We start from the raw sequence: 23,519 nt of genomic DNA, 5'->3' as shown, positions 1-23,519 counted from the left end.
GGTAGGCGGTGGCCACCCGGCCGGTGAGACCGGCGGCACCCGGAGTTCTACAGCCAGCCGTTGCGGCGCAGGGTCCGGTGGATGGCGAAGCAGCTGCCCACGATGGCGGCCATCACCAGGGGATAGCCGTAGCGCCAGCGCAGCTCCGGCATGTGCTCGAAGTTCATCCCGTACACGCCGCAGATCATCGTCGGCACGGCGATGATCGCCGCCCAGGAGGTGATCTTGCGCATGTCCTCGTTCTGCGCGACCGAGGCCTGGGCGAGGTTCGCCTGGAGGATGGAGTTCAGCAGCTCGTCGAAGCCGATGACCTGCTCGTGCACCCGCGCGAGGTGGTCGGCCACGTCCCGGAAGTACTTCTGGATGTCGGGGTCCACCAGCCGCATGGGCCGCTCGCTGAGCAGCTCCATCGGGCGCAGCAGCGGCGAGACCGCCCGCTTGAACTCCAGCACCTCGCGCTTGAGCTGGTAGATGCGGCCCGCGTCACCGCCCCGGGCGACCCCCTTGGCGGGAGCGGCGAAGACCGCGCTCTCCACCTCGTCGATGTCGTCCTGCACGGCCGCCGCGACCGCGATGTACCCGTCGACCACGTGGTCGGCGATGGAGTGCAGCACGGCCGAGGGGCCCCGCGAGAGCAGCTCCGGGTCGTCCTGGAGGCGGTGGCGCAGGCTCCGCAGGGAACCCTGCCCGCCGTGCCGGACGGTGATGACGAAGTCGGGGCCGGTGAAGCACATCACCTCACCCGTCTCCACCACCTCGCTGGTGGCGGTGAGTTCGGCGTGCTCCACGTAGTGGATGGTCTTGAAGACGGTGAAGAGGGTTTCGTCGTAGCGCTCCAGCTTCGGCCGCTGGTGGGCGTGCACCGCGTCCTCCACGGCGAGCGGGTGCAGGCCGAAGGTGGCGGCGATCCCGGCGAACTCGTCGTGGGTGGGCTCGTGCAGACCGATCCAGGCGAAGCCCCCGTCCTCACGCACCCGCCGCAGGGCCTCACGGGGCGTCAGGCAGTCCCCCTGCGCCCGCCGGCCGTCGCGGTAGACGGCGCAGTCGACCACCGCGCTGCTGGCGGAGGGGTCGCGGGTGGTGTCGTAGCCGGGCTGTACGGGGGTGGGCTTGCGCAGTGCCGGACGGACGGCGGCACGGAGGTAGGGCAGCATCGACATGGCAGGCTCCTTCTCGCGCACGGCTGCGGACCGTACGGGTGGGAGGCCCTCTGCGGACCGGGAGCGGGCAGCCGGGACCGACGGAGGGAAACAGGACGGGAGGACAAAGTTCTGCCGTCGCTCTTCTGCTGATCAGAAGATCAAAGGTGGCTGGAGCCGCCCTTGAAGGACGCCGAAGAGCGATTGGTACTGCACGATCGACTTCGGTCCATCGCAGCCCCACCTCCTCCGGCCGGTCCCCCGTGAGGGACGTCCTGTCGCCGGGGCCCTGAAACAACTCTTCTGAGTGCGGCCCCGACCAGCTGTCAACACTATCAGCCGACGGATGGTCAAGACCCGCCCTTTACCCGGCGGATACGAGTTCTATGCTCGCTGCATGGCAGAAATTCTGGCCCTCGTCGAAGCCCGGCTGCGCAGCACGCTCGGCGAACCCGACGCCCGCGCCTCCGTCACCTTCCTTGGCACCGACCGCATCGAGGTCCTCCGCTTCACCGGGGGCGACCTCGTCCGGTACGCGACCCTCGGCATGTCCGCCCACCCGATGTCCGACCCCACCGCCGTCGTCGCCGACCCGGAGCGCGGCCCGCGCGCCGAACTGGTACTGACCGTACGCGCGGGCCTCGCGCCCACCGACAAACTGCTGCGGCCGCTGGCGGTGCTGGCGGCCTCCCCGATGGTCGAGGGGCTGGTCGTGGCCCCCGGCGCCTCCCTCGACGTCGGCGAACCGCTGTGGGACGGGGCGCCGTTCAGCTCCGTCCTCGTCGCCGAGCCCGGCGGACTGGTCGAGGACCTGGAACTCGACGCGCCCATGGACCCCGTCCGCTTCCTCCCCCTCCTCCCCATGACGGCGAACGAGGCCGCCTGGAAGCGGGTGCACGGAGCCGCCGCGCTCCAGGAGCGCTGGCTCGCGCGCGGCACGGATCTGCGGGACCCTCTGCGTACGGCCGTCGCACTGGACTGAGCCCGGACGGGTGACCGCGTCTTGACGAGGCCCCGGGCGGGGAGGAGCGTGCTTCTTATGAGGGGCGAACCGAGTTGCCCGAAGTGCGGTGGCCGGGTCCGTGCGCCCGGCCTCTTCTCCGACTCGTGGCAGTGCGCGGTGCACGGCGCCGTCCACCCGCTACAGCCTGTGATCCCGCCCAGCGTCGAGGGGCTGGAGGTGGTCGTCAACCGGGCGAACGTGCCCGTGTGGATGCCGTGGCCGCTGCCGGTCGGCTGGCTGTTCACCGGCGTCGCGAGCGCGGGTGACGACCGCAGCGGCGGCCGCGCCACCGCCGTGGCCTGCACCGGCCCCGGGCCGCTCGGCGGCCTCGGGGAGCTGGTCCTGATCGCGGAGGAGCTGGGCGTCGGCCTCGGCTCCCGCTTCGCCGGCATCGACGCCCCCGACCCGGGGCCGTACATCGACGTGTCCTCCCCGCCGCACGCCAAGGTCGTCGCCGCCGGCCGGCCGACACCGCTGTGGCACCTCAACGGCGCCCCCGACGACCGCGCCGTCTTCGCGGGGGAGGCGCGCGGGCTGTGGCTGTGGGCCATCGTCTGGCCGGAGCAGACGGGCCTCCTGATGTACGACGAGCTGGTACTGACGGACCTCCGCGACGCGGGCTCGGAGGTCGAGCTCCTCCCGTGCGGCGCCCTGAGCCCCCGCATCCTGGGCTAGGGGCCGTACGCGCGCACGCGGCTTGCGGCGCGGGCCCGCTGTCCCCGCTCGGCCCCGGGGGGCGGGGTCCTGGCGGGGCGGTCTCAGGGCGGGTTGGGGGGTTCCCGTCAGTCCCATCGTCCTTCCGTGTCGTGCCGGCCCGTCAAGGGCGCTCACTTCGTTCGCGTCGCTACGCGATGGCCTTCGGCCACCCTTGACCGACCGACCCGCCCCGGAAAGCCGAAAGACTGCCGGGAACCCCCCGAAAGAACGGTCACGGGGCAGGGAGAGAGGAGCGGGTCCCTCAGCGATGAGGCGAGGGGCCGGGCATTGGCCATGTCCCGCATTCGGGCCCGCGCCCTGCCCAGCCAGGCCGGGGACCGGCTACCCGCACCACATGTCGATCAGGGCCTCATCCGGGACCGACGGACGCAACAGATCGCTACGCGCCCCTCTGGTCTCGGCGACTGGCGGCCGTCTGGGGCTGGTCAAAGGCGGGCTCGACGTTGCCCACGGCCGTGGTGAACTCACGACCGGAGGCGTTGCGGATATAGGCGAGCTCCATCCAGCGCTCGACACCGGTGTCCGAGACGTTCTCGTTGATCACCGCCATGAGGATGCCCTCGACGCCGGAGGCGATGTCGCGGACGCGGCGGCGCAGGAGCCCGTGGGGCACGTACTCATAGCACTCACTCATCGGACGCTCCCCCAAAAGTGGAGAGAAAGCGTTCCCAGCCGACTTGGGCACGGCGCAAGAGGTCCTCGCTGAGGTCTCCAACCTGGGTCGTTTGGCAAGGGCAGCGTTGCGTGGCAGCTTCAGACCGTTCCGCACTCACGGACATCAGGCTCATTACGGGTCCACCTCTCAGTTACGCGCCGAAGGCATCATCTCTAGAGATGTTGCAACCCAAGCCAATTCCGCCCGCCACGTCAATGCTTCTCTAGAGATGCTCGCCCGTAAGGCTGATACGTGCAGCGCCCCACCTGTGGCCCTAGGGTGTCTAGAGAAGAGAAGGAGTGATCGTTTCGATGAGCAGCCAGGGCGGCACTCGCCAGCCGAAGTACCAGCGGATTGCTGACGCGCTGAAGGCGGCGATCCGGTCCGGCGAGTACGGCCCGGGTGACCGTCTGCCGGGCGAGAACGACCTCATGGCCACCTACGATGTCGCGCGGATGACCGCACGCCAGGCTCTCGGCGTGCTCCAGAGCGAAGGCCTCGCGGAAGCGCGCAAGGGTGCCGGTGTCTTCGTCCGGGCTTTCAGGCCCCTGCGACGGCACGGCATCCAGCGGCTCGCGCAGGAGCAGTGGGGTTCGGGACGTTCCATCTGGTCGACGGACAGTGCGGATCGAGAACTCGTCGTCGATCAGGTCGAGGTGCACGAAGAGACGGCGAGTGACGCGATTGCCGCAGCTCTCGGCATTCCGGACGAGTCTCCGGTCTGGGTGCGCAGCCGCCGGTTCGTACTGGACGGCAAGCCGGTGCTCTTCGCGACGTCCCATTTGCCGTCAGACATCGTGGCCGCCTCTGCCATCACCCGGTCCGACACCGGGCCCGGTGGGACATACGCAAGGCTGGCCGAGCTGGGTCACGAGCCCGTTCACTTCCGTGAGGAGGTCCGATGCCGTATGCCTTCCGCCCATGAGGCCGAACGTCTCGCCCTCTCCCTGGGAACACCCGTCATCCAGATCGTCCGCACCGCGTTCGCCGGGGACGGCCGGGCCGTTGAGGTCAACGAAATGACTCTGGACTCCGCTTCCTACGTCCTGGAATACGACTTCGACGCCTAGTGCTTTCCGGGCGCCCGCGCCGACGACCGCCAGTCGCCAAGCCATGAGGAGCGCGTAGCGATCTGATGCGCCGACCGGTCCCGGATGCTGCGCTGTTCGTCATGTGGTGCGGGTATCAGCCCAGGGCGGTCGTCGGACGCTATGCCGGGAGGAGCGCGTAGCGATCTGTTGCGTCCGTCGGTCCCGGATGAGGCCCTGATCGACATGTGGTGCGGGTAGCCGGTCCCCGGCCTGGCTGGGCAGGGCGCGGGCCCGAATGCGGGACATGGCCAATGCCCGGCCCCTCGCCTCATCGCTGAGGGACCCGCTCCTCTCTCCCTGCCCCGTGACCGTTCTTTCGGGGGGTTCCCGGCAGTCTTTCGGCTTTCCGGGGCGGGTCGGTCGGTCAAGGGTGGCCGAAGGCCATCGCGTAGCGACGCGAACGAAGTGAGCGCCCTTGACGGGCCGGCACGACACGGAAGGACGATGGGACTGACGGGAACCCCCCAAACCGTCCCTGAGACCGCCCTGCTGGGACACCGCCCCCACCCCCCGCCCCATGGGGCCGTCTCCCACCGCGCGGGCGGTACCCTGGAGTGTCCCCCGTCCGCGTGAACCCTGGAGTCCGGCTGTGCGCATCGACCTGCACGCCCACTCCACGGCTTCCGACGGCACCGACACCCCCGCCGAGCTGATGCGCAACGCCGCCGCGGCCGGGCTGGACGTGGTCGCGCTGACCGACCACGACACCGTCGGGGGATACGCCGAGGCCATCGCCGCGCTGCCGGCCGGGCTGACGCTGGTCACCGGCGCCGAGCTGTCCTGCCGCCTCGACGGCGTCGGGATGCACATGCTGGCGTACCTCTTCGACCCCGACGAGCCCGAGCTCGCCCGCGAGCGGGAACTCGTACGGGACGACCGCACCCCCCGCGCCCAGTCCATGGTGGGCAAGCTCCAGGCGCTCGGGGTGGACGTCACCTGGGAACAGGTGGCCCGGATCGCCGGCGACGGCTCCGTGGGCCGGCCCCACATCGCCACCGCCATGGCCGAGCTGGGCGTCGTCCCCACCGTGTCCGACGCGTTCACCGCCGACTGGCTCGCCGACGGCGGCCGCGCGTACGCCGAGAAGCACGAGCTCGACCCCTTTGACGCCATCCGCCTGGTCAAGGCGGCCGGCGGGGTCACCGTCTTCGCGCACCCCGCCGCCGTCAAGCGCGGCGAGTGCGTGCCCGAGTCCGCGATAGCCGCCCTCGCGGCCGCGGGCCTGGACGGCATCGAGGTGGACCACATGGACCACGACACCGCCACCCGCGCCCGGCTGCGCGGACTGGCCGGGGACCTCGGTCTGCTGACGACCGGCTCCAGCGACTACCACGGCAGCCGCAAGACCTGTCGTCTCGGGGAGTACACCACCGACCCCGAGATCTACGGCGAGATCACGCGCCGCGCGGCGGGGGCCTTCCCGGTGCCCGGTGCCGGTGGAGACGCCCGCGCGTAAGCGCCGCGCCCACACCTCCCCTCCCGCTTTTCGGTAACACCCCTCACTGCAAGGCATCACTGTGTTTGATTTCGCCGTCTTCGGATCCCTTTTTCTCACGCTTTTTGTGATTATGGACCCCCCGGGGATCACGCCGATCTTCCTGGCCCTGACCTCCGGCCGTCCCGCGAAGGTCCAGCGCCGCATGGCCTGGCAGGCCGTCTGCGTGGCCTTCGGAGTCATCGCCGTCTTCGGCATCTGCGGCCAGCAGATCCTGGACTACCTGCACGTCTCCGTCCCGGCGCTGATGATCGCCGGTGGTCTGCTGCTCCTGCTGATCGCGCTCGACCTGCTCACCGGCAAGACGGACGAGCCCAAGCAGACCAAGGACGTCAACGTCGCGCTCGTCCCGCTGGGCATGCCGCTGCTGGCCGGTCCCGGTGCGATCGTCTCCGTCATCCTGGCCGTGCAGAAGGCCGACGGCGTGAGCGGCCAGGTCTCCGTCTGGGTGGCGATCGCCGCCATGCACGTCGTGCTGTGGCTGACCATGCGCTACTCGCTGGTGATCATCCGCGTCATCAAGGACGGCGGCGTCGTCCTCGTCACCCGGCTCGCCGGCATGATGCTGTCGGCCATCGCCGTCCAGCAGATCATCAACGGCGTACTCCAGGTCATCCGCGCGGCCTGACCGCCCCACGCATGCGAAACGCCCCCGCACCGGATCGGTGCGGGGGCGTTTCGAAAGCATCAGGAGGACGCACTCTCGGCCGGTCGGATCAGGATGCGCTGGCCGATGGAGGCCGCCTGCTGCACGATCCGGTTGACGGAGGCCGCGTCCACGACGGTGCTGTCCACGGCGGTTCCGTCGACATCGTCCAGGCGCAGAATCTCGAAGCGCACGGCTTCTCCCTTCGTCGGTGTTCTCCTTGCACAGGGGTCAACAGGTGCCGCGCGAGAAACATTCCCTACGCTAAGGAAATTTTTTCCCTACCTAACTACCGGGCGCTGGAGGATCGCCAGAAGTCCCCTAGAGCACCCGCCGTGACCTGCGGGTTCTCCGCGTTGGGGGAGTGCTCCGCGCCCTCGACCACCACACGGGAAGCAACCAGACGGACGGCCATGTCGTCCATCAGCGACACCGGCCAGGCGTAGTCGACCACCCCGGACAGGACCAGCTTGGGCAGCGGCACCGCCGCCAGCTCCGCCACCCGGTCGGGCTCCGAGATCAGCACCCGTCCCGTGGTGATCAGCTGCTCGGGAACCGTGCGCAGCCACCGTTCGCGCAGGAACGCCGCCAGCTCGGCGGAGTCGGGCTCGGTGTCCGGCGGATCCTGGGCGCGCATCGCCGCCCATACGGCCCCCATGTCCTCCCGCAGCTCCTCCAGTGCCATGACCAGCAGCTTCGTACGGGCCTGCTGCTCCTCCGCGATGGCGGCGGGCCCGCTGCTCAGCAGGGTGAGGGAGGCGAAGGGCGCGGCGTCGCGGAGCACCGCGGCGCGCGCGACGAGCCCGCCCAGGGAGTGGCCGACCAGGTGCAGCGGCTCTCCTCCCGGGCCCGCGCCCAGTGCGCGGGCCTGCGCCAGCACGTCCAGCGCCAGCTCCGGGAGCTCGTACGCGGCCTCGTCGCGCGGGCCGGGGCTCTCGTACTGGCCGCGCCCGTCCACGGCGACCACCCGGTATCCGGCGGCGGCGAGCGGCTCCAGCAGGGCGATGAAGTCCTCCTTGCTGCCCGTGAACCCGGGGACCAGCAGGGCCGTTCCGCGTACGGGCTCACCCGCCTCGTGGACGGCGAACTCGCCGCGGGCGGTGTGCAGGCGGTACGCGCGGGCGACCGGGGGCAGGGTAAGGCGCGGCGGCTTGCTCATGGCCCGAGGTTACCGGCCCGTAGTAGGCCCCGGTACGGCGACGGCCCCGGCCCCCTCGAAGGGGACCGGGGCCGTCGTACGGGCGTCTGCCCGGCCGGGTCAGCGGAACCGGCGGGTCGTCCTGACCGGCTCGACCGGCGGGGCCATCTGGAAGTCCGGCTCCGGAGCCGCGGCCACGGCCGCCTTCCGGGTCCGGGTCCGGCGCGGCGCGGGGGCGTCGGCGACGGCGCCCTTGACCACGTCGGGGATCGGGGTCGGCGCGGCCTTGCGCGTCGGCACCCGGCGCGGCTTGACCGGGGCCGCCTCGGCGGCCGGGGCCTCCACGGCGGGGGCCTCGGCGGCGACGGCGGCCTTGCGGGTCCGCGTCCGCTTCGGCTTGACCGGGGCCTCCTCGGCCACGGGAGCCTCCACGACGGGAGCCTCCACGACGGGGGCCTCCACGACGGGGGCCTCCACGGCGACGGCGGCCTTGCGGGTCCGCGTCCGCTTCGGCTTGACCGGGGCCTCCTCGGCCTCGGCCGGGGCCTCGGCCACGGGGGCCTCCACCACGGCCGGGGTCTCGACCACGACCGCGACCGGAGCCTCGGCGACGGCGGCCTCGGCCACCGCGGCGACGGCCGAAGCGCTCACCCGGGTCCGGCGGCGGCGCGGCCGGCGCGGCTCGTCGGCGGCGGCAACCTCGGCGGCCGGGGCCTCGGCCACTGCGGCGGACTCGACGCCCGCCTCCGCGTCCAGCTCGGCACCGCCACGGGTCCGGCGGCGCTGACGCGGCGTCCGGGTACGCGGCGGACGCTCCTCGGTCACCACGGCGGCGGCGGCAGCGCCGCGGCCCCCACGGCCGCCACGCCCGCCGGTCTCGCCCAGGTCCTCGAGGTCCTCGGCCTTCAGGCCGGCCCGCGTGCGCTCGGCGCGCGGCAGGATGCCCTTGGTGCCGGCCGGGATGTTCAGCTGCTCGTACAGGTGCGGGGACGTGGAGTACGTCTCGACCGGGTCGTTGAAGTCCAGCTCCAGCGCCTTGTTGATCAGCTGCCAGCGCGGGATGTCGTCCCAGTCGACCAGGGTGACGGCGATGCCCTTGTTGCCCGCGCGGCCGGTGCGGCCCACGCGGTGCAGGAAGGTCTTCTCGTCCTCCGGCGTCTGGTAGTTGATGACGTGCGTCACGCCCTCGACGTCGATGCCGCGCGCGGCGACGTCGGTGCACACCAGCACGTCGACCTTGCCGTTGCGGAACGCGCGCAGCGCCTGCTCGCGGGCGCCCTGGCCCAGGTCGCCGTGGACGGCGCCCGAGGCGAAGCCGCGCTTCTCCAGCTGCTCGGCGATGTCGGCCGCCGTGCGCTTGGTACGGCAGAAGATCATGGCCAGGCCACGGCCCTCGGCCTGGAGGATGCGGGAGACGAGCTCCGGCTTGTCCATGTTGTGCGCACGGAAGACGTGCTGCGTGATGTTGGCGACGGTCACGCCCTCGCCCTCGGGCGAGGTGGCGCGGATGTGCGTCGGCTGCGACATGTACCGGCGGGCCAGGCCGATGACCGCGCCCGGCATGGTCGCCGAGAACAGCATGGTCTGGCGCTTCGCGGGCAGCAGGTTCATGATCTTCTCGACGTCGGGCAGGAAGCCCAGGTCGAGCATCTCGTCGGCCTCGTCCAGGACGAGCGCCTTGACGTGCGAGAGGTCGAGCTTCTTCTGCCCCGCCAGGTCCAGCAGGCGGCCCGGGGTGCCGACGATCACGTCGACGCCCTTCTTGAGCGCCTCGACCTGGGGCTCGTACGCGCGGCCGCCGTATATGGCGAGGACGCGGACGTTGCGGACCTTGCCCGCGGTGAGCAGGTCGTTGGTGACCTGGGTGCACAGCTCGCGGGTGGGAACCACCACGAGGGCCTGGGGAGCGTCGGTCAGCTGGTCGGGCCTGGCCCGGCCGACCTCGACGTCCGCGGGGACGACGACCCGCTCCAGCAGCGGAAGGCCGAAACCGAGCGTCTTGCCGGTTCCGGTCTTCGCCTGGCCGATGACGTCCGAGCCGGAGAGGGCGACGGGGAGGGTCATCTCCTGGATGGGGAAGGGGGACACGATGCCGACGGCTTCGAGGGCCTCGGCCGTCTCGGGGAAGATCCCGAGGTCACGGAAAGTAGTCAGGGTGCTGCCTCTTCTGTGAGACGCGGCGCGAGGCGGCGAGGGGGTCTTACCGTGCCGGGCCTGCAGTACTGCGCCCACGTTCGGGCGAGCCGTACAAAGCTGCGCGGGACCACTGGCCTTCGCTCAAGCGCTTCTGCCGCTGAGGGGGCCCCTCGTGCGGGCCGGTACGCATGGGCGCACCACCACGCTGAGGGCGGTCGGGTGGAGCCGATCGGGCCACCGACCGGGCATCCTCATTCGGATGGCCCGCCGAGTATCCGGCAGGCGCATTACCACTGTACCCCGGAATCGCGCAGGTGTGTCGGGTGAATTCACCACGTAGGCGTGTTTACACGGAGCGGCAGTGCGCGGCAGTGGTGACTTGTGCGCCCTTTAGGCGGGCTATTGTGCGGAGCATGTCGACCGTAGAAAACGCATCTCCCGCCGACGACAACACCCCTGGGGCCCAGGGAATCGCCGCCCAGGACTGGGCGACGGCCTCCGCCTCCCCCCAGTACCGGGCCGCCGTCGTGGACCTGCTCGGCGCGCTGGCGTACGGGGAGCTCGCGGCCTTCGAGCGCCTCGCGGAGGACGCGAAGCTCGCCCCCACCCTCGGCGACAAGGCCGAGCTGGCGAAGATGGCCTCCGCCGAATTCCACCACTTCGAGCGGCTGCGCGACCGCCTCGCGGCCATCGACGCCGAGCCGACCGCCGCGATGGAGCCCTTCGCCAAGGGCGTGGACGACTTCCACCGCCAGACCGCCCCCTCCGACTGGCTGGAGGGCCTGGTCAAGGCGTACGTCGGCGACTCGATCGCCAGTGACTTCTACCGCGAGGTCGCCAACCACCTCGACTCCGACACCCGCGCCCTGGTCGTCGGCGTCCTCGACGACACCGGCCACGGCGGCTTCGCCGTCGAGAAGGTCCGCGCCGCCATCGAGGCCGACCCGCGCTGCGGCGGGCGGCTCGCGCTGTGGGCCCGCCGGCTGATGGGCGAAGCCCTCTCGCAGGCGCAGCGCGTGGTCGCCGAGCGCGACGCGCTGTCCACCATGCTGGTCGGCGGCGTCGACGGGATGGCGGCCGGCTTCGACCTGGCGGCCGTCGGCGAGATGTTCACCCGGATCACCAAGGCGCACACCAAGCGCATGGCCGCCCTGGGCCTCGCGGCCTGACGGTCCCGGGAAGCCTCCCGGCACGCGCCGCGCTCCACCGGGACGCGAGCTCTGCTCAGCCCCCCGACGAGAGCGAAAACGGAGCGCGCCGGGGGGCCCGCCGGGAGCCGGCGGCGGGACGCAGCAGCAGGGAGAGCACGACGGCGGACACGCCGACGCCCCCCAGCAGGGTCGCGAACAGGGTGTTGTGCCCCGGGCCCAGCGACATGTGCGTCAGATACGCCCCGAAAAGGGCACCGACCACCCCGCTGACCAGGACCGTTCTCGTGGAGGGCAGTCGCTGCGCGAGGACCCGCGAGGCGGCGCCGGACAGTGCGAGGCCCAGCAGACCTGAGCCGAGCGCCTCCATCAGCAGCATCTGGTCACTCCCATGCGTCGGGGCAAACGGGTCTCTGCGCTCCCTACCCGAAGCGGAAGAAAGGGAAACGGCCCGGCGGAACCATCCGCCGGGCCGTTTCCTTCGTCCTCGGTGCCTCGAAGAGCGTCAGAGCGCCCCGAAACCGACCTTGCGCACGCTCGGCTCGCCCAGGTCGACGTACGACAGGCGGTCGGACGGCACGAGGACCTTGCGGCCCTTGACGTCGGTCAGGCTCAGCAGCGGCGCCGTACCGGACAGCGCGGCGGCCACGATGGCCTCCAGCTCCTCGGCGCTCAGGTCGCTCTCCAGCACGATCTCCCGGGGTGCGTGCTGCACGCCGATCTTGACCTCCACGGCTTTGTCCCTCCGACGGTCCGGTTCGCGCGATCAGCCGCGCCGTACCCGGTCCACATTAGCCCGGAGAGGGGACACGATCGGCTCGCGGCGGACACGCTGGCAGCGAACAACCGCCGGTCAGGCCTCCGTGCCGTGCAGCGGGAAACCGGCGATACCGCGCCACGCCAGCGAGGTCAGCAGGCCCACCGCCGTCTCACGGGCGACCGGGCTCTCACTGGAGAGCCAGTACCGGGCGACGACCTGCGAGACCCCGCCCAGGCCCACCGCCAGCAGCATCGACTCGTCCTTCGACAGGCCCGTGTCCTCGGCGATGACGTCCGAGATGGCCTCCGCGCACTGGAGCGAGACCCGGTCGACCCGCTCGCGCACCGCCGGCTCGTTCGTCAGGTCCGACTCGAACACCAGCCGGAACGCGCCCCCCTCGTCCTCGACGTACGCGAAGTAGGCGTCCATCGTCGCCGCCACGCGCAGCTTGTTGTCACTGGTCGACGCCAGCGCCCCGCGCACGGCCTGCAGCAGGCTCTCGCAGTGCTGGTCCAGCAGGGCCAGGTACAGGTCGAGCTTCCCGGGGAAGTGCTGGTAGAGCACCGGCTTGCTGACGCCGGCGCGCTCGGCGATGTCATCCATCGCGGCCGCGTGGTAGCCCTGCGCGACGAAAACCTCCTGGGCCGCGCCCAGCAGCTGGTTGCGCCGGGCCCGGCGCGGCAGTCGCGTGCCCCGCGGACGCGCTGCCTCGGTCTGCTCGATGGCTGTCACGCCGCCTCCCACTTTCTCTAAGAACACAGTGCGCTCTGCGCCGCGCCGCCATCGTACTTTTCGGTAACCGGATCTGGTGGGTTCAAGCCGAGTTTTCTCGCGGTACGGACCGCTCGGACACACACCTGACACGCTGGTCAGCGCCCGTCGGAGTACGGGGTCAGCGGTAGTCCTCCTCGTCCAGCGGGACCACCCGGGCCTGCTCGGCGGCGTCCGCCACCGGCGCCTCGTCCGGATCCAGGCCGACGAGCGGATCGTCCTCCTGCGGCTGGATCTCGGTGTGCTGCTCGGCGGCGTCCGCTTCCGGCGCCTCGGTACCGAGGTCGTCCCGCAACTCTTCCCGGAAGGTGTCCGGCTCCGCAGGGTCCACAGTCATTCCGCTCCCCTCGCCTTCGCTCGTCATCCCACTACGAGACTAGGAGGATCGGCAGTCCGCCGCCAGACGGTCCTGTGACCGCGAACACAAGCGAACGCAAGGGGCCGGGCGTGATCGTCTCGTAACATTGGCCCATGTCTTCGACCGAGCCGCCGGGCGTACGGTCCACCACCGGACCGGCCTCCCAGGCGGGTGCCGTCCGGGTGGCCGACGGGGAGCAGCTGCGCACCGTCGCGCTGCCGGGCCTGGAAATGAACGTACGTTTCCGGCCGCCGCAGCGGGCGGGCCTGCCGCCCGCGCTCTTCGTTCACGGGCTCGGCGGTTCCTCCCAGAACTGGTCGGCCCTCATGGAGCAGCTGGCCGCGAGCGTCGACGGCGAGGCCGTGGACCTGCCCGGATTCGGCTGGTCCCCGCCGCCCGCCGACCGGGACTACTCGGTGACCGCGCTCGCCCGCGCCGTCATCCGCCACCTCGACGCCGCCGGGCGCGGGCCGGTGCACCTCTTCGGCAACTCCCTCGGCGGGGCGGTCTCCACCCGCGTCGCGGCCGTCCGCCCCGACCTGGTGCGCACCCTGACGCTCGTCTCGCCCGCGCTGCCGGAGCTGCGCGTGCAGAGGGCGGCCGTGCCCACCGCCCTGCTCGCCCTCCCGGGCGTCGCCGCGCTCTTCGGCCGGCTCACGCACGGGATGACGGCCGAACAGCGCACCCGGGGAGTGACGGCCCTCTGTTACGGAGACCCCTCACGGGTGACGGCGGAGGGCTTCCGCGCCGCCGTCGAGGAGATGGAGCGGCGCATGGCGCTGCCCTACTTCTGGGACGCGATGACCCGCTCCTCGCGGGGGATCGTCGACGCGTACACCCTCGGCGGGCAACACGGACTGTGGCGCCAGGCGCAGCGCGTGCTCGCGCCGGCCCTGCTCGTCTACGGTGGGCGGGACCAACTGGTCTCGTACCGTATGGCGCGCAGGGCCGCCGCGTCCTTCCGCGGCTCGCGGCTGCTGTGCCTGCCCGAGGCCGGGCACGTGGCGATGATGGAGTACCCCGAGGTGGTCGCGGCGGCCTTCCGGGACCTGCTGCGTGACACCGCCGAGCGGGTATCCGACCGAAGTACCGAAGACGGCAAGGGCTGAGGACGTGGGACGACATAGTCGCAAGGCCTCCGCCCCGGTCCGTCCGCCCGCGGAGCCCGGGCAGCCGACGGCGGCGTACGAGCCGCAGGGATACGCGGCCGGCCGCCACGCCGCCGGCCCCCACCCGGACGGGCTGTACACCCCCGAGCCGTACGAACCCGAGGCCCCCGCGCACCGGCCGTACGCCCACGATCCGTACGAGCCGGCGCCCCACGAGGCCCGTGCGCGCGGGCAGTACGCGCACGAGCCCGCGCCCCACACCGGCGCTCCCGGCGGCGCGCACGGGGACGCCGAGCCCACCGTGGTCCACCAGGGGTACGCGCCCCACGCCCGCCCCGCGCCCCGTGGTGCGCGCCCCGGCGGTCACCCCGAGCAGCGCGAAGGCGGCGCCGGCCGGGCCCCCGGGGCGGGTGCCGTCCACGGCGACCGGTTCGGCGCCCCCCGGGCCGCGACCGCCGCGACCGCACCCGCGCCCGCTCCGGCGGCGGGCCGGCCCGCGCCGGGGTCCGCCCCGCGCGACCCCCTCGGCTCGACCGGCTCCCACCGCCGGGTGCCCGGGCCCCGCACGCCCGCAGCGCCCGCCGCCGCCGCGAGCGGCCGTGGCGCGAAGATCCGTACGTACACCGGAATGGCCGCGGCGGCCGTCACCACCGTGCTCGCCGTCGTCGTCGCCGGACAGGTCGCCGCCGAGGGCGACTCCGACGCCGCCGCCACCCGCGCCGCCGGGGACGACGCGCTCCCGCGCACCCAGAGCGACCGCTCGCCGGCCTCCCGCTCCGACGGCCGCCCCACCCCGTCCGTCCCGCCCGCCCCGGCCGCGCAGCCGCCCACGTACGAGGAGCGGATGGCGCGGCAGCTGCCCATCGACGCCAAGCTCGCCGGCCCGGGGACCTTCGACACCGTGCCCGGCGTCGACAAGGCCCCGGGCAAGGGGAAGCGGGTGCGCTACCGGGTCGACGTGGAACAGGGCCTCGGCATGGACGCGCAGTTGTTCGCCGACGCCGTGCAGCGCACCCTCAACGACCCGCGCAGCTGGGCCCACGACGGTGCGATGACCTTCGAGCGGGTGCCGGGCGGCGAGGCCGAGTTCGTGATCACCCTGGCCAGCCCGGGGACCACCGGCGTCTGGTGCGCGAAATCCGGTCTGGACACCACCGTCGACAACGTCTCCTGCGACTCCGCCGCCACCGAGCGCGTGATGATCAACGCCTTCCGGTGGGGCCAGGGTTCGCAGACCTACGGCCCCGACCAGATGCTCGCCTACCGGCAGATGCTCATCAACCACGAAGTCGGACACCGGCTCGGCCACGGACACGTCAGCTGTCAGACCCCGGGCGCGCTCGCGCCGATCATGCAGCAGCAGACGAAGTCCCTGACCATCGACAACATCCCCTGCAAGGCCAACCCCTGGGTGTACCCCGGCAACTGACCGGGCCCGCGGCCCCGGACCGGGCCCGCGGTACCGAACGCCGGGTGGCCTTCGCGCAACGCCCTTCCTAGCGTCCTCGAACGCGAACCGTACGGGAAAGTTACGACTCTTCACCCCTTCCGGTGGCGCGACGGACAACCGTCCGCCGCGCCACCGGCGCATCCGCTTGAGTTTCCCGCGGCGGGTCGCCGGACCGACGGCGACCGCCTGGAACGGGAGATCGGGGGTGCCACTCGTGCGGATCGGACTGGTCACGGAAGGTGGTTATCCGTATGCGGCGGGAGAGGCCAGGCTCTGGTGCGACCGGCTCGTGCGCGGACTGCCGCAGCACGAGTTCGAGCTCTACGCGCTGAGCCGCACCGCCGGCCAGGAGGAACGCGGCCGGGTCACGCTCCCGCCGCACGTCACCCGCGTGCGCACCGCCCCGCTGTGGGCCCCCGCCGACGACGGGCGGACGTACTCCCGCCGCGAGCGGCGGCGCTTCGCGGAGGGCCTCGCGGAGCTGGTCCGGGGGATCTGCGAGGACGGGCCCGAGGCCTTCGCCGCCGGACTGTACGGTCTCGCCGAACTCGCCGGTGAACAGGGCGGGATGTACGCGGCCCTGCGCTCCGAGACCGCCGTGCGGGTGGTGGAGGCCGGCTGCCGCGCCCGGGGCGCGAGCCGCGCCGTGCGGACGGCGGCGGTCCCCGACCTGCTCCAGTTCGTCGACGAACTGGAGCGCGCGCTGCGCCCGTTGTCCCTCGACTGGTACGAGGACGAGGGCCTCGGCCGGGCCGACGTGTGCCACGCCGCCGCCGGCGGGGTGGCGGCCGTCCCCGGACTGCTGGCCAAACGCTTCTTCGGAGTCCCGCTGCTGGTCACCGAGTACGGCGTCCAGCTCCGCGCCCACTATCTGGAACAGCGCGAGGAGACCCGGCCCGCCGTACGGGCCCTGCTGGCCGCCTTCCACATCCGCCTCGCCGGGGAGATCTACGCCCGCGCCGACCTGCTCACCCCCGGCAACGCGCACGCCCGCCGCTGGCAGGAGCGCTGCGGGGCGTCCCGGGAGCGGCTGCGGACGGTCTACCCGGGCATGGAGGCGGACCGATTCGCCACCGTCGGCGAGGACCCCGGCCGCGGGGACCCGGACACCCTGGTGTGGGTCGGGCGGGTCGAGCCGGCCAAGGACCTGATCGCCCTGCTGCACGCCTTCGCGGAGGTCCGCCGGGCCGCACCCCACAGCCGGCTGCGGATCTTCGCCTCGGCGGCCGCCCCCGGATACCTGGCCGACTGCCGCTCGCTGGCCGCGCAGCTCTTCCCCGACGAGGCCGCGGACGCGCGCACGGTGGGGGAGAGCCCCGTCACCTTCGAGGAGATCGGCGGCCCGGAGGCGCCCACGCCCGCCGACGCGTACGGGGCCGGGCGGATCGTGCTGCTGTCCTCGGTCATCGAGGGCTTCCCCATCACCCTGGCCGAGGCCATGTTCTGCGGCCGGGCCACCGTCTCCACCGACGTCGGAGCCGTCCGCGAGGTCATCGGCGGCACCGGGCTGGTCGTCCCCCCGCGCAACCCCCGCGCCCTGGCCGAGGCCTGCCTCGCACTGCTGGAGGACCCCGAGCGGGCCCAGCGGCTGGGCGCCGCGGCGCGGGCGAGGGCGCTGGAACTCTTCACCGTCGAGCAGAACGTGGAGGCCTTCCGCGAGAGCTACCTGCGGCTGCTGGCCACCGGCTCGGCGCGGCCCGAGGGCGAGGTGCCGTTCGACTGTCCGGCGGAGGCGCGCGTGCCGGGGCCGTGGGTCGCCCGCCCGGCCGAAACGGGACTGGGTTCGGAGGCGATGGCATGACGACCTCGGACCTCGCGGGCGCGGCGGCGCCGCCGCCCGGGGCCCTGCCCGCGGACCCCGCCCCGGCTCCCGCCGGCGCGGCCGGTCCGCACGCGGCCGGTCCGCACGGGGCCGGTCCGGCCGCGGCCGCCACCCGGGCCGGGGCCGCCGGGGATGCGGCCGCCGGGCCGGAGAAGGCCCGCCGCAGGCCGGGCGGGGACCCCGTCAAGGCACTGCTGCACCGGCACCGGGAGCTCTGCGAGCGGGCCGTCGACCCGCTGGAGATCGCCGCCGGACTGGAGGCGCACGGCCTCACCGACCGCACCGCCGCACGGTTCCGGCACCGGGACGTCTTCACCCTCGCCGAGGAGCTGTACGCGCGGACCCCGCGCGGCGAGGCCCCCGGCCCCGCGCCCGCGCAGCCCCCGGCCACCGCCCGGGCCGTACGCGGCTTCGGGTACGCCCTGCTGCCCGGTGCCCTCGCCCTCGGCGCGGCCGCCACCGGGACCCCGGGGGCCGGACCCCTCGCGGCGCTCGTCACCGCCGCCGCGCTGGTGTGGCCCGGGCGCAGCGCCCGGGGCCGCTTCCCCCGCGCCGTCCACCTGCTGGCGGCGGCCGCCGTCGGCTGGGCCGTCCACCGGCACGGCCCCGCCCTCGGCGCGGCCCTCGCGCTGGCCGTCGCCCCCGGACACCTCGCCGCGGTCCTCTACGCCGCCCGGGCGCGCCGCCGGCTCGCCGGGAGCCGGGCCCTGGAGGACTTCGCCGCCGGGGCGCGGCCGCTGCTCGCCGGGACCCTCCTGCTGTTCGCCGCGGCCGCCACGGGGGCGGCCGCGCTCACCGGGGCCGCCCCGGGGACGGCCGTACCGCTCGCGGTGCTGCTGTTCCTGGCCCGGCTGCTGCTCCGGCACGGCGCCCGCCGCCCCCCGGTGGCCGCGGCCCTGGCGCTCGCCCTGGTCCCGGCCCCGGCGGCGGTCGCCGCCGCCGCGGCGGGACTCCTCGTACACGCCTTCCTCGCGCTGTCCCGTGCCTCCGCACACGCGCGTCACCGACCCCAGCGACACCAAGGAGAAACAGGATGACCGGCCAGCCAATCGACCAAGGGGTTGCGCGATGAGGGTGCTGCTGATCGGAGCCAACGGATACCTCGGGCGCTACGTCGCGGACCGGCTGCTCGCCGACCCCGCCGTACAGCTCACCGCGCTCGGCCGCGGCGACGACGCCGACGTCCGCTTCGACCTCGCCACCGGCAGCCCCGGCGCGCTCACCCGGTTCCTGGACGCCGTCCACCCGGGCGTCGTCATCAACTGCGCGGGCGCCACCCGCGGCGGTGCCCGGGAACTGACCCGGCACAACACCGTCGCCGTCGCCACCATCTGCGAGTCCCTGCGCCGCAGCGGCTGCGGGGCCCGCCTCGTCCAGCTCGGCTGCGCCGCAGAGTACGGGCCCAGCCAGCCCGGCTCCTCCACGGCCGAGGACGCGGTCCCGAGACCCGGCGGGCCGTACGGCGTCAGCAAACTCGCCGCCACCGAGCTGGTCCTGGGCTCGGGACTGGACGCCGTCGTCCTGCGGGTCTTCTCGCCCGTCGGGCCGGGCACCCCGGCCGGCTCCCCGCTCGGCCGGCTCGCCGAGGCGATGCGGCGGGCCATGCAGTCCGGGGACGGCGAGCTCAAGCTGAGCGGCCTCGGGGTGCAGCGCGACTTCGTCGACGTACGGGACGTCGCGCGGGCGGTGCACGCCGCGTCCCTGTCCGCCGCCCAGGGCGTCGTGAACATCGGCACCGGCCGCGCGGTGCGGCTGCGCGACGCCGCGGCCGTCCTCGCCCGGGTCGCCGGCTACGGCGGCGCCCTGCACGAGCTGGACGTACCGCACGGCGACGGCCGGCACGGGCACGGCGGCCGGCCCCCGGGCCTGTCCGCCATCGGCTCCCCCCGCTCCGAGGCCACGCCCGAGCAGCTCGCCGCGGCCCCCCAGGCGTACCCCTACCCCGACGGCTGCGGCGCCTGGCAGCAGGCCGACGTCCGCACCGCCCGCGACCGGCTCGGCTGGCGGCCCCGGATCAACCTGGAGGAGTCCCTCGCGGACATCTGGATGGAGGCGGCGTGCCGCATCTGACCACCCCGCCCGGGTCCACGGCGACGGCCGCGACCGAGGCCGGCCGGCTCGGCCTGGGCATCCCCGGCTACGCGCACCCGCTGGTCGCCCCGGTGGAGTGGGCCGAGCTGACCCGCCCCGGAACCCCCCTGCACTGGGCGGTGCTCAACGTCGCGGCCGGCCCCGGCGGCCGGCCCGACCCGCACTGCACGGAGGCGGCCGCGAAGCTGCGGGCCGCGGGCCGAACCGTCCTCGGGCACCTCGCCGTACGGAACGGCTCCCGCTCCTTCGGGGAGCTGCTCTCCGACGCGCACCGGTTCCGCGACTGGTACGGCGTCAGCGGCTTCTACCTGGCCGGCGCCCCCGCCGACCGGGCGGAGCTGCCCGCCGTCCGCCGGGTGACCGACGCGCTGAGGGGGCTCGGAGAGGGCATGCGGATCGTGCTGGGGCACGGAACGCACCCCTACGAGGGCTACGTGGAGGCCGCCGACCAGCTGGTCACCTACTCCGGGGCCTGGGCCGACTACCGCTGGTCGCAGGTGGCGGAGTGGACCGCCGACCATCCGCCGGAGCGGTTCTGCCACCTCGTCCACGGGGTGCCGCGCACGCACCTGGAGGAGGCCATGCGGATCGCCCGCTGGCAGGGAGCGGGCACCGTCTGGTTCACCGACCGGCGCGGCGCGGCCGACCGAGACCCCTGGGCCTCCATGCCCGCGTACTGGGACGAAATCGTCTCGCGGATCGGGACGGGTGTCTTGGAATGAAGACGGGCGTGGCACTGTTACGGGATAGAACAACCCTTAAATGCTCCCCGCGTCCGCGGGGATGACCCTGGAGTCCCCGTGTCGCTGCCACCCCTGGTTGAGCCAGCCGCTGAGCTCACCGTTGACGAGGTCCGTCGGTACTCGCGTCACCTGATCATCCCCGACGTCGGGATGGACGGGCAGAAGCGCCTGAAGAACGCCAAGGTGCTCGCCGTGGGTGCCGGCGGTCTCGGCTCGCCCGCCCTGATGTACCTGGCCGCGGCCGGTGTCGGCACGCTGGGCATCGTGGAGTTCGACGAGGTCGACGAGTCGAACCTGCAGCGCCAGATCATCCACAGCCAGGCGGACATCGGCCGTTCCAAGGCCGAGTCCGCCCGCGACAGCGTGCTGGGCATCAACCCGTACGTGAACGTGGTCCTGCACGAAGAGCGGCTCGAAGCCGACAACGTGATGGAGATCTTCAGCCAGTACGACCTCATCGTCGACGGCACGGACAACTTCGCCACGCGCTACCTGGTCAACGACGCCTGCGTGCTGCTGAACAAGCCGTACGTGTGGGGTTCGATCTACCGCTTCGACGGCCAGGCCTCCGTCTTCTGGTCCGAGCACGGCCCCTGCTACCGCTGCCTGTACCCGGAGCCCCCGCCGCCGGGCATGGTCCCGAGCTGCGCCGAGGGCGGCGTACTGGGCGTGCTCTGCGCGTCCATCGGCTCGATCCAGGTCACCGAGGCCATCAAGGTCCTCACCGGCGTCGGCGAGCCGCTCGTCGGCCGCCTGATGATCTACGACGCCCTGGAGATGCAGTACCGCCAGGTCAAGGTCCGCAAGGACCCCGACTGCGCGGTCTGCGGTCCGAACCCGACCGTCACCGAGCTCATCGACTACGAGGCCTTCTGCGGCGTCGTGTCGGAGGAGGCCCAGGAGGCCGCCGCGGGCTCCACGATCACTCCCAAGCAGCTCAAGGAGTGGATCGACGCGGACGAGAAGATCGAGATCATCGACGTCCGTGAGAAGAACGAGTACGAGATCGTCTCCATCCCCGGCGCGAAGCTGATCCCCAAGGGCGAGTTCCTGATGGGCACCGCCCTCCAGGACCTTCCGCAGGACAAGCGGATCGTCTTGCACTGCAAGACGGGTGTCCGCAGTGCGGAAGTCCTCGCGGTGCTGAAGTCCGCGGGCTTCTCCGACGCGGTGCACGTCGGCGGCGGCGTCATCGGCTGGGTCCACCAGATCGAGCCCGAGAAGCCGGTCTACTAGCACCGGTCCACCGGTCTTCCCGGCAGTGTCCCGGAAAGGGGCCGTACCCGCCCGGCGGGTACGGCCCCTTCCTCATGCCGCCGCGCAGACGGTGCCCGCGCCCGGCACCTTCCCGTCCAGCAGGTACGCGTTCACCGCGCCCTGGACGCACTTGTCGCCGCTGTTGTACGCGCCGTGCCCCTCGCCCTTGTACGTCAGCTCCACTCCCACCCCCTTGCCGAGCCGCTCGGCCATCGTGCGCGCGCCCTCGTACGGGGTCGCCGGGTCACCGGTGTTGCCGATCACCAGGATCGGCGCGGAACCGGGGGCGGAGACGTCCGGGGTCCGCCAGGCCCCGGGCACCGGCCAGTCGGTGCAGCTCAGCAGGGCCCAGCCGAGGAAGTCGCCGAAGACGGGCGAGGCCGAACGGAACCTCGGCAGCCGGGCCTTGGTCTCCTCCAGGGTGTAGCGCTCCTTGGAGTCGGCGCAGTTGATGGCGGTGTTGGCCGCGCCAATGTTGCTGTAACGGCCGTTCTGGTCACGGCCGTTGAGCGCGTCGGACAGGGCCATCAGCAACTGTCCCTGGCCGCCTTCGGCCTCGTCCAGCCCCTGTTCCAGCAGCGGCCACAACTCCTTGGAGTACAGGGCCTGGGCGATGCCGTTGGTCGCCTGGGACTCGGTGAGCCGCCGGCCGCCGATGCCGGGGATCGGCCTGGCGCCCAGGTCCTTCTGCAGCTTGATGACGTTCGCCTCGATCTCCTTGGCGGTGCTGCCCTGGATCCGGCACTGGTCGCCGCGGTCCACACAGTCCTGGGCGAAGTTGCCGAGGGCCAGCTGGAAGCCCTTCGCCTGGCCGAGCGCGCCCTGTTCGGCGTCCTTGCTGGGGTCCACGACGGCGTCGAAGACGGCCCGGCCGACGTTCTTCGGGAAGAGGTGGGCGTAGACCCCGCCGAGTTCGGTGCCGTAGGAGATCCCGAAGTAGTTCAGTTTCCGGTCGCCGAGGGCCTGGCGGATCCGGTCCAGGTCGCGGGCGGCGTTCTCGGTGCCCACGTACGGGAGCACCTTGCCGGACTTGGCCCGGCAGGCCTCCTGGTAGGTGCGGATGCCTTCGACGTAGGCCTTCTCCTCCTGCGGGGTGTCGGGGGAGGAGTCCTGCGCGTAGTAGGCGTCCAGCTGCCTGTCGTCCTCGCAGCGGACGGGAGCGCTGCCGCCGACCCCGCGCGGGTCGAAGCTCACCAGGTCGTACCGGGCGCGCAGGGCCTCGTACTCCTTGGCGGCGCCCGGCAGCGTGGCGATCCCGGACCCGCCGGGCCCGCCGAAGTTGAACACCAGTGAGCCGAGCCGCTCGGCCTGGCGGCGGGCCTTCGCGCGGATCAGGGCGATGGGGATGGTCTCGCCCTCCGGCTCGGCGTAGTCGAGCGGTACGTCGAGCGTGGCGCACTGCCAGTCCCGGCCTGGTGCCGGCCCGCTGCCCTGGGCGGCCGTGGGGGCGTTGCACTCGCCCCAGGAGAGGGGCTTGACCGGCTCGGCGGCGCCGGACCCGGTTCTCCGGCCGCCGCTGCCGTCTCCGTCGGAACAGGCGCCGGTCGTGAGCAGCGTGGCGGCGAGGGCGGCGGCGGTGGTGGCCCGGAGGACGTTTCTCGGCATGCCCCCATCCTGTGGGCGCACCCCGCCCCCCGCCCGCGCGCTGACCCGTCCGGGGGACGGGACGGCGGCCGTGACTCGCGGGCGGCCGGGCCGGGCCGTGGCCTGCCGGGCCCCAGCATGGCGGTGGCGGTGAAGGACGCCGTGGCCGGGGTGGCGGTTCGGGTGTGGCGGTGGCCGGTGGGCAGGAGCGTGGCTGGTGGCGGCGGAGGACAGGGTGGCGAAGGAGGGCGGCCGTGGCCTGACGGGGGGCTCGGGACGCACGGGCCCGGGCCGTGGCCCGCCGGGGCCGGAGCGTGGCTGGTGGCGGCGAAGGGCGTCGCGGCGGGGCGGCGGTGCTGTTCGCCGACGCCGCCGAACGGGCCCGCGTGCCGGCGACCGGGAGGTC

At 73.0% G+C, this 23,519-nt stretch carries 23 protein-coding genes; 13 read left to right on the top strand and 10 right to left on the bottom strand.

Annotation, left to right across the window (positions count from 1 at the left end):
• Positions 1 to 47 precede the first annotated feature (47 nt).
• On the bottom strand, positions 48 to 1,160 hold the full coding sequence (locus ACFY7H_RS06490; protein WP_388933988.1) for a magnesium and cobalt transport protein CorA: 1,113 nt from the start codon (positions 1,158 to 1,160) through the stop codon (positions 48 to 50).
• Positions 1,161 to 1,536: 376 nt separating this feature from the next.
• Here ACFY7H_RS06490 and ACFY7H_RS06485 point away from each other — a divergent pair, with 376 nt between their 5' ends.
• A complete protein-coding gene (locus ACFY7H_RS06485; protein ID WP_388933985.1) occupies positions 1,537 to 2,121 on the top strand; it encodes a suppressor of fused domain protein in 585 nt (194 codons plus the stop codon).
• A 57-nt stretch (positions 2,122 to 2,178) separates the two neighbouring features.
• Positions 2,179 to 2,817 carry a DUF6758 family protein gene (locus ACFY7H_RS06480; RefSeq protein WP_388933982.1) on the top strand — a complete coding sequence of 213 codons (639 nt, stop codon included), beginning with the start codon at positions 2,179 to 2,181 and terminating at the stop codon, positions 2,815 to 2,817.
• Between the two features lie 421 nt (positions 2,818 to 3,238).
• On the opposite strand, the gene ACFY7H_RS06475 is transcribed toward ACFY7H_RS06480, so the two are convergent.
• Entirely contained in the window at positions 3,239 to 3,493 is a 255-nt protein-coding gene (locus tag ACFY7H_RS06475) for a hypothetical protein (protein ID WP_388933980.1), read from the bottom strand.
• Positions 3,494 to 3,825: 332 nt separating this feature from the next.
• Here ACFY7H_RS06475 and ACFY7H_RS06470 point away from each other — a divergent pair, with 332 nt between their 5' ends.
• The 3 genes from ACFY7H_RS06470 to ACFY7H_RS06460 all read left to right on the top strand — a co-directional run bounded on the left by ACFY7H_RS06470 (position 3,826) and on the right by ACFY7H_RS06460 (position 6,728).
• Entirely contained in the window at positions 3,826 to 4,584 is a 759-nt protein-coding gene (locus ACFY7H_RS06470; RefSeq protein ID WP_388933977.1) for a GntR family transcriptional regulator, read from the top strand.
• Between the two features lie 610 nt (positions 4,585 to 5,194).
• Entirely contained in the window at positions 5,195 to 6,061 is an 867-nt protein-coding gene (locus ACFY7H_RS06465; RefSeq protein WP_388933974.1) for a PHP domain-containing protein, read from the top strand.
• A gap of 61 nt (positions 6,062 to 6,122) precedes the next feature.
• Positions 6,123 to 6,728, top strand: a complete 606-nt coding sequence (locus ACFY7H_RS06460) for a MarC family protein (RefSeq protein ID WP_388933972.1) — start codon at positions 6,123 to 6,125, stop codon at positions 6,726 to 6,728.
• 59 nt (positions 6,729 to 6,787) lie between these two features.
• Here the strand turns inward: ACFY7H_RS06460 and ACFY7H_RS06455 are convergent, their stop codons facing one another.
• The 3 genes from ACFY7H_RS06455 to ACFY7H_RS06445 form a co-directional block, all read right to left on the bottom strand.
• Positions 6,788 to 6,940 carry a hypothetical protein gene (locus ACFY7H_RS06455; RefSeq protein WP_183067205.1) on the bottom strand — a complete coding sequence of 51 codons (153 nt, stop codon included), beginning with the start codon at positions 6,938 to 6,940 and terminating at the stop codon, positions 6,788 to 6,790.
• A gap of 95 nt (positions 6,941 to 7,035) precedes the next feature.
• Entirely contained in the window at positions 7,036 to 7,905 is an 870-nt protein-coding gene (locus tag ACFY7H_RS06450) for an alpha/beta fold hydrolase (protein WP_388933967.1), read from the bottom strand.
• A 99-nt stretch (positions 7,906 to 8,004) separates the two neighbouring features.
• Positions 8,005 to 10,116, bottom strand: coding sequence for a DEAD/DEAH box helicase (locus tag ACFY7H_RS06445; RefSeq protein ID WP_388933964.1), 2,112 nt, complete (start codon positions 10,114 to 10,116; stop codon positions 8,005 to 8,007).
• Positions 10,117 to 10,433: 317 nt separating this feature from the next.
• On the opposite strand from ACFY7H_RS06445, the gene ACFY7H_RS06440 reads away from it, so the two are divergent.
• Positions 10,434 to 11,189, top strand: a complete 756-nt coding sequence (locus ACFY7H_RS06440; RefSeq protein WP_388933963.1) for a ferritin-like fold-containing protein — start codon at positions 10,434 to 10,436, stop codon at positions 11,187 to 11,189.
• Between the two features lie 55 nt (positions 11,190 to 11,244).
• Here ACFY7H_RS06440 and ACFY7H_RS06435 read toward each other — a convergent pair whose 3' ends face one another.
• The 4 genes from ACFY7H_RS06435 to ACFY7H_RS06420 all read right to left on the bottom strand — a co-directional run bounded on the left by ACFY7H_RS06435 (position 11,245) and on the right by ACFY7H_RS06420 (position 13,036).
• The gene (locus tag ACFY7H_RS06435; RefSeq protein ID WP_388933961.1) at positions 11,245 to 11,547 is read right to left on the bottom strand and encodes a hypothetical protein; all 303 of its coding nucleotides are present in this window, start codon (positions 11,545 to 11,547) and stop codon (positions 11,245 to 11,247) included.
• 126 nt (positions 11,548 to 11,673) lie between these two features.
• Positions 11,674 to 11,901: a DUF3107 domain-containing protein gene (locus ACFY7H_RS06430; protein ID WP_362467386.1), complete on the bottom strand. Its 228-nt coding sequence runs from the start codon at positions 11,899 to 11,901 to the stop codon at positions 11,674 to 11,676.
• A gap of 120 nt (positions 11,902 to 12,021) precedes the next feature.
• Positions 12,022 to 12,660 (bottom strand): TetR/AcrR family transcriptional regulator, encoded by a 639-nt coding sequence (locus tag ACFY7H_RS06425; protein ID WP_388933957.1) that lies wholly within the window; start codon positions 12,658 to 12,660, stop codon positions 12,022 to 12,024.
• 160 nt (positions 12,661 to 12,820) lie between these two features.
• Positions 12,821 to 13,036, bottom strand: coding sequence for a hypothetical protein (locus ACFY7H_RS06420; RefSeq protein ID WP_388933954.1), 216 nt, complete (start codon positions 13,034 to 13,036; stop codon positions 12,821 to 12,823).
• A 134-nt stretch (positions 13,037 to 13,170) separates the two neighbouring features.
• On the opposite strand from ACFY7H_RS06420, the gene ACFY7H_RS06415 reads away from it, so the two are divergent.
• From ACFY7H_RS06415 to moeZ, 7 genes are all read left to right on the top strand, one after another.
• Positions 13,171 to 14,166, top strand: a complete 996-nt coding sequence (locus ACFY7H_RS06415) for an alpha/beta fold hydrolase (protein WP_388933951.1) — start codon at positions 13,171 to 13,173, stop codon at positions 14,164 to 14,166.
• A 4-nt stretch (positions 14,167 to 14,170) separates the two neighbouring features.
• Complete coding sequence (locus ACFY7H_RS06410; protein WP_388933949.1) at positions 14,171 to 15,595, top strand: DUF3152 domain-containing protein; 1,425 nt, start codon at positions 14,171 to 14,173, stop codon at positions 15,593 to 15,595.
• A 235-nt stretch (positions 15,596 to 15,830) separates the two neighbouring features.
• Entirely contained in the window at positions 15,831 to 17,417 is a 1,587-nt protein-coding gene (locus tag ACFY7H_RS06405; RefSeq protein ID WP_388933946.1) for a DUF3492 domain-containing protein, read from the top strand.
• Positions 17,414 to 18,475: a hypothetical protein gene (locus ACFY7H_RS06400; protein WP_388933942.1), complete on the top strand. Its 1,062-nt coding sequence runs from the start codon at positions 17,414 to 17,416 to the stop codon at positions 18,473 to 18,475. Before ACFY7H_RS06405 ends, ACFY7H_RS06400 begins: the two co-directional genes overlap by 4 nt.
• A gap of 31 nt (positions 18,476 to 18,506) precedes the next feature.
• The gene (locus ACFY7H_RS06395) at positions 18,507 to 19,508 is read left to right on the top strand and encodes an NAD-dependent epimerase/dehydratase (RefSeq protein ID WP_388933939.1); all 1,002 of its coding nucleotides are present in this window, start codon (positions 18,507 to 18,509) and stop codon (positions 19,506 to 19,508) included.
• A complete protein-coding gene (locus ACFY7H_RS06390) occupies positions 19,496 to 20,251 on the top strand; it encodes a spherulation-specific family 4 protein (RefSeq protein ID WP_388933937.1) in 756 nt (251 codons plus the stop codon). The genes ACFY7H_RS06395 and ACFY7H_RS06390 overlap by 13 nt, the downstream gene beginning before the upstream one ends.
• A 78-nt stretch (positions 20,252 to 20,329) precedes the next feature.
• Positions 20,330 to 21,508: an adenylyltransferase/sulfurtransferase MoeZ gene (gene moeZ / locus ACFY7H_RS06385; protein ID WP_388933935.1), complete on the top strand. Its 1,179-nt coding sequence runs from the start codon at positions 20,330 to 20,332 to the stop codon at positions 21,506 to 21,508.
• A gap of 72 nt (positions 21,509 to 21,580) precedes the next feature.
• Here the strand turns inward: moeZ and ACFY7H_RS06380 are convergent, their stop codons facing one another.
• On the bottom strand, positions 21,581 to 23,134 hold the full coding sequence (locus tag ACFY7H_RS06380) for an alpha/beta hydrolase (RefSeq protein ID WP_388933932.1): 1,554 nt from the start codon (positions 23,132 to 23,134) through the stop codon (positions 21,581 to 21,583).
• Positions 23,135 to 23,519: the final 385 nt, after the last annotated feature.

Source organism: Streptomyces sp. NPDC012794, from assembly GCF_042901085.1.
Classification (GTDB): domain Bacteria; phylum Actinomycetota; class Actinomycetes; order Streptomycetales; family Streptomycetaceae; genus Streptomyces.
The sequence above is the reverse complement of the archived record's forward strand: the minus strand, read 5'-3'. Positions and strand labels throughout refer to the sequence as shown.